Source organism: Thermodesulfobacteriota bacterium, from assembly GCA_034189135.1.
Taxonomy (GTDB): domain Bacteria; phylum Desulfobacterota; class Desulfobacteria; order Desulfobacterales; family JAUWMJ01; genus JAUWMJ01.
In genome coordinates this window covers 101,893-112,009 of record JAXHVO010000049.1, presented here as the reverse complement: position 1 = coordinate 112,009, position 10,117 = coordinate 101,893, and the positions used below count along the sequence as shown (strand labels likewise).

Here is a 10,117-nt window from a genome sequence, read left to right as displayed (position 1 = left end):
TTGTCTAATTGTAATTTGGGTCTTTGGCTTTTTCTTGGCATAGCTTCCTCCATAGTTTTTGAAGAAGCTATATCACATATTATATTTTATGTAAATGTTTTAATGAAACTTTGTACTAGTTCATTATACTCGCTTCTCGCCAATTTTTTCCTAATCAGTTCCTGAGCAATACGAATTCTTGCCAAAGGGCTTCTCAGCTCGTGGGATATGTTGGCGGTGAGTTCCCTGCCGCCTTTAATCATTTTTTCAAGTTCATCAGCCATGCGATTGAAAGAGTGTCCCAGTTCTTCTATCTCGTCTTTGCCTTTAACCAGTATTCTATGAGATAGATCACCTGCTGCGATCCGGTTGGCGGAGGCCCCAAGGCGCTTGATTCTTTTGGTGATAAGCCTTGAAACAGGAACGATCAGTACAGCAATGATCATACCGATTCCGGCAAGTCCCAGGGCAAAACGCCCCTCAATGTGGGTTTTTTTCATGTTTTGATAAAGATGGAAACAGCCGGTTTCGCCGTTACTGATTTCAACAGGGATGGTGATATAGAAAAGATGTCGTCTTTTGAAATCACGATGCATTTTAAACTGTTGGTAATCCTTTACACGATCTTTGTCAATCTTTGTCATATCGACCGGAATGTTCCCCTGAAAAGACTTGATAAGCACAACGCCGGCAGAGTCTGCCAGCCAGATTTTTGCATCGTAAATTTCTCCCAGGCGCAGGAGGAAGTTTTGTAAAGATTTGTTTTTTGACGGATGTATTTTAACCTCTGATTGAATTTTTTCTTTGATAAAATCGTTTATTATCATGGCTTGGGCTTTTGCATATCGCTCAAACCTGAAATTAAAGCTTCTGCCGACGGAGAAGATAAAAAGTCCGAAGATCAGTAGCTCAGTGATGATCAACACCATCACAAAGGATAAGAATATTTTGATATAAAGTTTTGCAGGTTTCATGGCAAATCCATAAACATGTAGCCTGTTCCCCAGACAGTTTTGATACGCCGGGGAGATCGGAGATCTTTTTCTATTTTTGCTCTCAACTTGCTGATGTGAACGTCAATGCTCCTATCAAAGGCGCAAAAGTTCCTGCCTTGGGCGAGATCCATGAGTCGGTCGCGACTCATCACCCGGTTTGGATGTGTCATCAATATTTCAAGAAGTTTAAATTCAGTCGAAGACAGCTCTACTTCTTTGTCATTGATCAACAGTGTTTGTTTGGCCCTGTTCAGGATGAGGCCGCCCGCCCTGACAAATATACCCTCATTGTCCCTGCCTTTTGTTCCTCGCGGTACTCTTCGGAGTACCGCTTTGATTCTTGCCAGAAGCTCCCTGGGATTAAACGGTTTGGGAAGGTAGTCGTCTGCGCCAAGCTCAAGACCTACAATCCTGTCCGCATCATCACCCTTGGCAGTGAGCATGATAACCGGAATGGTAAACTCCATGCGGATATCTTTCAGTACATCCAGCCCGTTTCGTTTGGGTAACATGATATCAAGTATGACCATGTCCGGGGATTGTTCACGGATTGTTTCCTGGACCGATGACCCGTCAGCAAGAGTGAGGGTATTAAACCCGTAGCCTGCCAGATATTCCCCGAGAAGCTTTCTGAGTTTTTTATCATCATCTACCAGTAAAACCTTTTTTGCCATAACTGTCACCCGTTTTTACATTTTTTTACCTTTATTTAACATTTTTTCATCACCGGAACAAACATTCTTTACAAGTTTATACTATTCTAAGTTTAAAATGAAATAGAAAATGACTCACACCAAAAGGAGGAGACAAATGAAATTTAAGAAAAAGCATTTTATCATTACAGCCGTCATTTTGTTTGTGGGTATTGTGTCCGCATGTGGAATTCACGGATTCAAAAACTGTGGGTATCATCCCATGTTTTGCGGAAAAGGGCCGCACCCAAAGTTTTTTGGCAAAAATTTTTCCCAGCATGTCCTGTCACGGTTGGATAAAAAGGTTGAGGATTTGAATCTTACAGAGACTCAAAAGATAGAATATGAGAAAATCAGGCTGGAGGTAAAGGAAAAGATGACCTGGGCCATGAAAAAGCGAAAGGAAAATTTCATACAACTGCACAATCAAATCAACAAAGAAAAACCGGATATGAATGCCATAGCCGAAGCCGCAAAAAAGCAGCTTAACAAGATGCCGGTTTTTATGGCGGACAACCTGGATCTTTTCCTGAAATTCTATCATATTCTTGATGAAGATCAAAAGAGAAAGGTGATTGAAATAATAAGAAAAAAAATGAAGGCATGCCTGTCCTGATCGGAAGGTTTGGGTTCAAGGGCATCGGGTTTTTAAAAAATAGAAAAATATTTTTGTTGAATACGATTGGAGGGTTGTTTAAAAACCGGTAGAGCCTTTCGATCAAAGGCATGGGGTTTTCTTTTTTAATTGACCATTCTCTGTCTCCATTCTCTATACCTACCTGTGAGAACCCTAAGGAGAAAAATGATGGATAAACCGATGGGTCATTTAATGTTTCAAGGTATGTGTTTTGCCTTCATGTTACGGGATTTTTTTATTCCAAGGGAAACCATACTGGTGGAAACAGGCATAAAAACTGGGGACTATGTGCTCGATTACGGCTGTGGTCCGGGGGGATATGTGGTTCCTGTTTCAAAAATGGTTTGTCAATCGGGTAGGGTCTATGCGTTGGACATTAATCGGCGTGCAGTTAACAGAGTTCAAAAAATCGTTTTGAAAAGGCAACTGGCAAATGTGGAAACCATCTGCTCCGGTGGTAAAACAGGATTGCCTGATCACAGCATGGAGGTGATTTTGTTATACGATATATTTCATATGCTGAATCATCCGGATGCCGTAATGACGGAATTGCACCGAATTTTAAAGCCTGAGGGCATCTTGTCTTTTAGCGATCATCATATGAACGAAAATGATATCATGACAAAAATAACAGGCGGTGAGCTATTTTTACTTTCTAAAAAAGGGAAAAAGACTTATAGTTTTTTTAAAAGATAGTAGTTTTACTAAAACAATCCCTTAAAATGTACAAATTCATAAACAACACCATGACGCGACGCATTTTCATAGCTAAGTTTTTCGCATGGGGGAAAAGGGTATTTATATTTTGTCTCCTTCCCTTTGATGCAATTTTTAAAGCCGCCTTTGCCGGGGGTAAGGGACACGCGGCTGTCGTTCCTCCCGGCCTGAGTCTTAAGGAGATCGCGCTCCAAAAAATCCATCACGGGAATAACCGGTTTGTAAATCCTTTTAACCGGGAAAATTTCGGCAGTCCGTGGCGAATCTTACAGTGGAAGTTATTTTCCAAGAACAGCTTCAAAGCCTTTTATAATGAGGAGCGCCGGATTCCTGTTTCCATTGACTGGAAGTCAGTAAAAGAAAAAAAGGATTTTTCAATCACATTTGTTAAACATTCCTGTGTGATGATAAAAGATGCGGATAAATATATCCTTATAGACCCTCTTTTTTCAGGGATTCCAGGATTCTTCCAGGACTTCTCGCCTCTGGTTTCCGACATAAAAGAGATGCCATCTCCAGATTATGTTCTGATTACACATGGGCATTACGATCACCTGGATAAGCCTTTCCTTGATTCCTTAAACGATGATACCCAGGTAATTACACCTCTGGGTTATAATGAAATCTTTGATGATCTGAAAATGAATCGGCGTACTCAAATGGACTGGTTTGACATTTTTAGCGAGGGCAAGCTGGAAATCACCCTGCTTCCCTGCAACCACTGGACCATGAGGAATCCTTTTATCGGGCCAAACCGATCCTTGTGGGGTTCTTATTTAGTTAAAACCGCCGGTGGGCTTACTATCTACATTGCAGGTGATACCAGCTATTTTGAGGGTTTTAATGAAATCGGAGAGGAATATTCCATTGATCTGGTAATTTTCAATCTAGGTGCCTATGAACCCCGCTGGTTCATGGCCGGCAGCCACATGAATCCCCATGAGACAGTTCGGGCATTTCAGCAACTTCATGCCAGGCACTTTTTTATTGTTCACTGGGGAACCTTTCGGCTGGGGGATGAGCCGGTTCACTTTCCACCGATTGATCTTAAACGGGAACTGGAAAAAGAGGGGATATCAGATCGCGTGATTGACTTAAAACATGGGCAAACCCTGTTTTACGATGATTTTGCTAAACCATATGTGATGAGCTCGGTATAACGCTTACATTTATCCACACATGAGACAGTGGGTATTTTACCAATTTACAAACTGGTGGAGCGAAGCGATTTAATCATTCGATGTTCAACGTTCGATGTTGAATATTCGTTTACTTCTACCTTCTACCTTCTGCCTTTGCGCCTGTCTTTTACTTTGGCTCAAAGGTACGCTTGGCAGCGATGAAAGTCGGCAGATGTTTGAGCATATGCATCAGACTTTTCCGGTGCTGCCAGATTCTTTTTCTAAATTTTTTCCTCCAGGCAGGATGGGTATAAAACCGCTTGACATGTTCATTATACAGCTGGTCGAGTGTTTCCTTTGAGTCGATACCTTTGGGTACGAACACGAAGTTGAGACAGTTCATTTTTCGCCAGTCATAGTCAAAAGCCCCATCGTCAAATATGGTGGACCATACGGGGGCTCCGTAGAATGGTGTGAATTTGGACATGTTCATATCATCAAGACCCAAAGATATGGCAAAATCACTTGTTCTGCGAATCGATTCCACAGTATCTCCTGGAAGCCCCATCATGAAAAGACCCTTGGCTCTCAGGCCTGCAGCCTGGATCCGCTTTATGGTATAACGGATCTCATCAAGATCAGCACCGGGTTTATGAATCTTGATTAAATCGGTGTCTCCCGTTTCAATTCCCAGGGAAACTTGCAGGAAACCCGCTTCTTTCAACATGTTAAGCAATTCATCATCAGCGTATCCGACCCGAACGGCACAGTTAAAATGCATGCCGAGCGGTTTTGAAATCAGAAGATCGCAAAGCTTTGTTATTCGACGGCGGTTGGTGGTAAACAGATCGTCATAAATGTTAATATGGCGTACCCCAAAGCGTGTACGCAGATATTGAATGTGTTCGTAAACATATTCTGGGGAGTTATAGCGGAAACCCTGCTTAAAAACGGAACGATCACAATATGAACAATGATAGATACATCCGCGACTGGTAATCATTGTTCCGCCCGGACTTTGGATGTAGCTGAATAAAGGCAGATTGTAGCCTTCAGGGAAACCATCAAGCTTTTCGTAGGCTGGAAAAGGCAGTTCATCCATATTTTTAATATTCGTTCTCGGCGGATTGGTTATTATCTGTTCTCCATCTCTGTAAATCAGGCCATTTATGGAGCCGGCATCGTTTCCGTTTGCAATTTCAGACAAGGTGACTTCTCCTTCGCCCTGACAGAGAAAATCGATGTTTTTAAAATCTTCCAGTAAAACGGCTCCCATGGACGAGATATGCACTCCGCCGAAAACGGTAGTGATTTGCGGGCTCACCCTTTTAATTTCAGTGGCAAGGTCGTATCCGTCAAGAAAGCCCGAGGTTGTTGCAGAAAAACCTGCAAGATCCGGCTTATAGTCGAGGATGATCTTTGCATTGGCCTGGGTACCGAAAGGAGCTTTAGGGCCCAAGCAGTCATGGATGAAAACCTGGTGGCCCTTTTTTTCCAGAAAGGCCGCAATGGAAAGAATACCGAGCGGAGCCATACGGTTTGCCGTGGCGGTGATATCTTTTTTGCCGGGTACCCAGTTTGAGCCGGCAGGATGTACAAGTACGATTCGCATGATTTACAGTGAATTTCTCCGGGTTCTTTTTAAAAATAAAGCCATAGCAAAAACGATACCCCCAACGACTATCGCAAATAAGGGAGCAAGCAGGAGTGAGCCTATCAGCCATTCGTAAATCCGTTCAAGTGCCTGATAGCCTAAAGTCTTTATGGAAATTTCCGTCAAGAAGGCGCCGTGCCGCAGGAAATACCCTGCTTCAATGCACAACGCAGGCACGAACGGCGGCACGCACAAACCGCTGGTGGCCAGGGGTACCACCTTGTTCAGACGAAAATAGCTTGCGGCAAAAAGTATAGCAATATTATGGCAGCCAATTAGCGGCAGTGTACCTAGAAAGACTCCCATTGCACTGGCAGATGCAAGCTGCCTGGGAGAAGTATTTTCAGTAAGCAGAGTTTTAATGGATTGCAGCGGATGGAATAAACTGATTTTTTCCCCTGGGCGATCTTTAACAATAAGTTTTTGATGGGGCCAGGGAACGATTGAGCGCATGGTAAGGTGAAAATTAAAAAGAGTGGCTTGCAGGTTATTGATGAGAGACTTAAAATTAAATGCTTGTTTGTTACTCCGATGGAAATTATAAAAAATGCTTACTTCCCTTAAATTTACTCCGGCCCAAGCCGCTTTGGTCAGCACTTCGATTTCAAATGAATTCCGCCTGGTTCTCAAGGTCAAATTTTCAAGCACCGCAAGCGGGTATGCACGAAATGTACAGCGAACATCTGAAAGTTTCTTACCGGTTTGTACTTGAAACCAGAATTTGGCCAGACAACGGCTGAATCGATATAATACAGTCAACTCACGCTTCGGAAAATTCCGTCTGCCCACAATAATAGAGTCCGGGTTTTTGTTTAAAGCTTCGGCAAAAAGATGAAAATCGGCAGGATCATACCGGCCGTTTGGATCTGCGGTCACCATATGGGTCATTTCCAGCTTGCGCGCATTCAGGGCTGCTGATTTAATGGCAGCACCTTTTCCCAGATTTTTCTCGTGGTTAATAAGATGCACATTGAGTCCTGTCAGGACATCAATGCTTTTGTCTGTACTGCCGTCATTTACTACCATAATATCTCCATGTACTGCCAGGGCAGCATTTATAAAGCCAGGCAGGGTAGCAGAATGATTATAAACAGGTATGGCAAAGATTACTTTCGTCTGTTGTTGACTATACATTCATTAACCAAAGACACTAAATCGGTTATTTTCTGTTTATTAAAATTGATGAAATCATCTTTCCCCAGGCCAAGTTCTCCATATACCTGAAGGCTTGATTCGGGCGATTTTTCAATAACAAGGAAGATCGAGCCTGGCGGTAGGTCTTTGCCCCGGCTAAAATTGGGCGGGCGTCCCAAATCGCAAACACCGCTGACCATTTTATCTCCTTCTCCAAACTCGATAATTTCTAAGGCAATTTTTAAACTTGCCAGTCTTGCAGGGGAAGAGTCGTTTACTACAAATCCCCCTCCTGTCAAGCCGAAATAAATGGCAGCCTCCCCAAGGAAACAGTTTGGCAAAGTATAAGCAAAAAGGTTTGGGCTGGCCATTAATCCTCCGTGGGGAATAGTTGTTTTAAAGTAATCGATATCTGTGTGAAGGCAACCATATACTGTGGAAGCGATTATACCGATGTTTCGCTTTTCCTTGTATTTTTCCAGTCCGGCATCTTGCAAGGCGAACGCAACAGCGGAAAGACCCAGTCTCGAGTATTTGTCCATTCTTCCAAAACGTTTGTAAGGTTTCTTAAAAACATCCGTGCTGGTGAATTTTGGCAACGGGTTTTCCGGCATGGAAAAAATATCAAAATTTCTTCCGCATCCCATTCCTGCCGCAGTTACCCATCCGATACCGGTAATATAAGCAATCACTTGCTTTCTCCTTTTGCCAAGATGATGGCAGCGTTAATTCCTCCGAATCCCGAGTTTGTAGTCAGCAGAAAGTCAGTCGATATTACTTTGGGCTTGGAACTTAAAAGTCCTTTGGTACCGTCTTCCGGATCAGAGAAACCGACGGTGGGAGGGACGACTCCGGTGGAAAGTGCTTTCAAACCAAGAGCAACTTCGATACCGCCTGCCGCTCCCATGGTATGTCCGATAGAGCCTTTTACGGAATAAACAGGAACCTGGTGTTCTCCAAAGATTTGTCTGAAAGCGTTAAGCTCCATTAGGTCGTTATAAACCGTACCTGTCCCATGGGCACTGATGGCTCCGATGTCCTGTTTTTTTAGATTGGCCCTTTTTAAGGCTTGGCCGACAGCCCGCGTTAAGCCGGACGCATCCTGGGCAGGTGCGGTGATGTGCGTCGCGTCGTTGGATACGCCCCAGCCGACTACTCGTCCGAGAGAACGCAGGTTTTCTTTCTTTGCGCGATCTTCGCTCATCAAAAGAATGGCTGCTGCGCCCTCTCCTGGGGTAAGTCCACACCTGGTACGGCTAAAAGGCCGGCATGGAAATGATGACAATGCCTTCAAGGAGGAAAATCCTGAAAAAATAAATTCGGTAATAATATCGATACAGCACACCAGGACAGAATTGACCTTTCCAGATGCAATCCTGGCAGCACCATGGGCAATCGCAATGGTGGAAGATGCACAGGCGGCATTGATATTTGTGCCTTTTGCGGTAAGTTTTAGTTTTTGAGAAACGATGTCCAGAATGGTGGATAGCAAAATATCCTGAGTATCGGTACGGTTCTCCCGGCATAATTGCTCAAGGTTGTCTATGCCGGATTTGGTTGTAGCGGTAATAAGAAAGGAATCTGCCGGAACCGGAAACATGTTTGCCAGCAGTCGGTCAAGAAGTGCCCGTATCCTTGAGTTTTTGTTCCGGGTTCCAAGCAAGACCAGGTCTTCTATACATGCCGCATATTTTGAGGTGTAATTTTCAACCGGAAAATGTCGAACAGTCTTTATTCCTGTTTTACCGGACATCAGCCCCTGCCATAGCTGTTCAAGATCGTTCCCCAACGAAGTGATAGTCACTGCATCTGTAATTAAAACCTGTTTCATGTATATTTTCCTGACGGTCTATGGGTTCGCCTGGGGAGAACTGTGTTTGAGGATCGTTTTGCTTGAGGAAAACTTTTAGAAGCCTTTGAAAATATACTATTCTTCAAAGGCCTCAGAGTGACAGAGTTTTAGAGTCTAACTAAAAAATGGTTACCTTAAAATTTTATAATTTTTTCTGGCATATTTTCTCACTCTTCTACTGGCTGCATTTTTATAAACCATTTGCAGTGTGTCTTTATACTGGACCTGCTTCGAGCGACCAAGAACGTTACACATCCATGCCATTGCCTCAGCATGATTTTTATCTCTTGTCCTTACCCCATATCCTTTTAAAAGCTCTGTTTCTGCAGCCTTTAACAGTTGAGGATTGGTCGGAAATGATTTAACGGTGTATTGAGCCCCTTTAATTTTTTCTTTGTAGTTTGGTGATTTTAACAGGTAGAGAATTTCAGAAACAGTTGCTGCTGGTGCTCTTCTTCTGGATCGGCGGTCTGATCGCGCGGTTCTCAGAGCTCTGTCGACAGTTGCATCAGGATGTATCGGAGTCAAAGGGCCCACGCTCTTAACCATCTGTCCAAATGAGATAACGCCGGGGACTATTTCTTCAAGGATATCAGCCTTTGAAATCTTATTTCTGACCTTGGTGATGACTATTTTGCCTGTTTCGACAGTCTCGACATCCAGTACTTCCTTGGTTTTTGGATGTCGTATGATTTTTCCTTCTTTATAAACGATGAACTCCATGCCTTCTCTCACGCCAGCTATCCTGCCAAGATCGATGGAAGCTTTCGGTTTCCCGGTCTTTCGGCTGACAATATAGCCTTCAAGGGGGAAATTTTTAATTATTTTTGCAGACATTTGTACGACCAGGTCCTGAAGCCGAACTGCGGCGGAACTCTTTACGTTTTCAGCCGCAATAATCGAAGCGGTTTCCACGTCAATGATTCTGGCATTGATTTCCAGAATTCTTTGCAGCTTTAGTACCGAACCGGAAATAATTACTTTAACCCCAAGAAGCTTGCCTATTTTTGTTGCGGTTGCTTCATCAACAATGCCGGACATTCCGAGTTTCTGCTCGTCAAGAATTTTTTTCAGCAGTCCGCGTTCTACAACATCGAATCTCCCTTCCTTGACAAAAGCGGTAATAAACCACTCCGCCACAATGGCTCCCATGTCTTCAGTTTCAAATCCGGAGCCTTTGAGATCAAAGTCAAGGACCGCAATTTTTGTCCTTTTAAAATCCGCCTTTGCCCCAAGCGGTACCGATAGGAAAAGGGCAAGAATTATCATAAAGGCAATATATCGTTTCATTATGGATCTCCTTTTAATATTTTAAATAGTATAGGAAAAAGGGCAC

The 10,117-nt window shown here is 43.3% G+C and carries 10 protein-coding genes; 3 read left to right on the top strand and 7 right to left on the bottom strand.

Going from position 1 to position 10,117, the window contains the following annotated elements:
• Nucleotides 1-86: 86 nt before the first annotated feature.
• The gene (locus SWH54_07025; protein ID MDY6791005.1) at nucleotides 87-953 is read right to left on the bottom strand and encodes a HAMP domain-containing protein; all 867 of its coding nucleotides are present in this window, start codon (nucleotides 951-953) and stop codon (nucleotides 87-89) included.
• Nucleotides 950-1,648, bottom strand: coding sequence for a response regulator (locus SWH54_07020; GenBank protein MDY6791004.1), 699 nt, complete (start codon nucleotides 1,646-1,648; stop codon nucleotides 950-952). Before SWH54_07020 ends, SWH54_07025 begins: the two co-directional genes overlap by 4 nt.
• 136 nt (nucleotides 1,649-1,784) lie before the next feature.
• On the opposite strand from SWH54_07020, the gene SWH54_07015 reads away from it, so the two are divergent.
• The 3 genes from SWH54_07015 to SWH54_07005 all read left to right on the top strand — a co-directional run bounded on the left by SWH54_07015 (nucleotide 1,785) and on the right by SWH54_07005 (nucleotide 4,180).
• Nucleotides 1,785-2,282 (top strand): Spy/CpxP family protein refolding chaperone, encoded by a 498-nt coding sequence (locus SWH54_07015; GenBank protein ID MDY6791003.1) that lies wholly within the window; start codon nucleotides 1,785-1,787, stop codon nucleotides 2,280-2,282.
• A gap of 186 nt (nucleotides 2,283-2,468) precedes the next feature.
• Entirely contained in the window at nucleotides 2,469-2,999 is a 531-nt protein-coding gene (locus SWH54_07010) for a class I SAM-dependent methyltransferase (GenBank protein MDY6791002.1), read from the top strand.
• A gap of 26 nt (nucleotides 3,000-3,025) precedes the next feature.
• Nucleotides 3,026-4,180, top strand: coding sequence for an MBL fold metallo-hydrolase (locus SWH54_07005; protein MDY6791001.1), 1,155 nt, complete (start codon nucleotides 3,026-3,028; stop codon nucleotides 4,178-4,180).
• A 148-nt stretch (nucleotides 4,181-4,328) separates the two neighbouring features.
• On the opposite strand, the gene SWH54_07000 is transcribed toward SWH54_07005, so the two are convergent.
• From SWH54_07000 to SWH54_06980, 5 genes are all read right to left on the bottom strand, one after another.
• Nucleotides 4,329-5,753, bottom strand: a complete 1,425-nt coding sequence (locus SWH54_07000; GenBank protein ID MDY6791000.1) for a radical SAM protein — start codon at nucleotides 5,751-5,753, stop codon at nucleotides 4,329-4,331.
• A 3-nt stretch (nucleotides 5,754-5,756) separates the two neighbouring features.
• Nucleotides 5,757-6,929, bottom strand: coding sequence for a DUF2062 domain-containing protein (locus SWH54_06995; protein ID MDY6790999.1), 1,173 nt, complete (start codon nucleotides 6,927-6,929; stop codon nucleotides 5,757-5,759).
• Nucleotides 6,902-7,621 carry a beta-ketoacyl synthase N-terminal-like domain-containing protein gene (locus SWH54_06990; GenBank protein ID MDY6790998.1) on the bottom strand — a complete coding sequence of 240 codons (720 nt, stop codon included), beginning with the start codon at nucleotides 7,619-7,621 and terminating at the stop codon, nucleotides 6,902-6,904. The genes SWH54_06995 and SWH54_06990 overlap by 28 nt, the downstream gene beginning before the upstream one ends.
• A complete protein-coding gene (locus SWH54_06985) occupies nucleotides 7,618-8,760 on the bottom strand; it encodes a beta-ketoacyl-[acyl-carrier-protein] synthase family protein (GenBank protein MDY6790997.1) in 1,143 nt (380 codons plus the stop codon). The genes SWH54_06990 and SWH54_06985 overlap by 4 nt, the downstream gene beginning before the upstream one ends.
• 150 nt (nucleotides 8,761-8,910) lie before the next feature.
• Nucleotides 8,911-10,071 (bottom strand): CsgG/HfaB family protein, encoded by a 1,161-nt coding sequence (locus SWH54_06980; protein ID MDY6790996.1) that lies wholly within the window; start codon nucleotides 10,069-10,071, stop codon nucleotides 8,911-8,913.
• Nucleotides 10,072-10,117 lie beyond the last annotated feature (46 nt).

Coding starts and splice junctions, on each gene's coding strand:
- SWH54_07015 (MDY6791003.1), top strand. CDS start 1,785: ATGAAATTTAAGAAAAAGCATTTTATCATTACAGCCGTCATTTTGTTT.
- SWH54_06985 (MDY6790997.1), bottom strand. CDS start 8,760: ATGAAACAGGTTTTAATTACAGATGCAGTGACTATCACTTCGTTGGGG.
- SWH54_06995 (MDY6790999.1), bottom strand. CDS start 6,929: ATGTATAGTCAACAACAGACGAAAGTAATCTTTGCCATACCTGTTTAT.
- SWH54_06980 (MDY6790996.1), bottom strand. CDS start 10,071: ATGAAACGATATATTGCCTTTATGATAATTCTTGCCCTTTTCCTATCG.
- SWH54_07010 (MDY6791002.1), top strand. CDS start 2,469: ATGATGGATAAACCGATGGGTCATTTAATGTTTCAAGGTATGTGTTTT.
- SWH54_07000 (MDY6791000.1), bottom strand. CDS start 5,753: ATGCGAATCGTACTTGTACATCCTGCCGGCTCAAACTGGGTACCCGGC.
- SWH54_07025 (MDY6791005.1), bottom strand. CDS start 953: ATGAAACCTGCAAAACTTTATATCAAAATATTCTTATCCTTTGTGATG.
- SWH54_07020 (MDY6791004.1), bottom strand. CDS start 1,648: ATGGCAAAAAAGGTTTTACTGGTAGATGATGATAAAAAACTCAGAAAG.
- SWH54_07005 (MDY6791001.1), top strand. CDS start 3,026: ATGTACAAATTCATAAACAACACCATGACGCGACGCATTTTCATAGCT.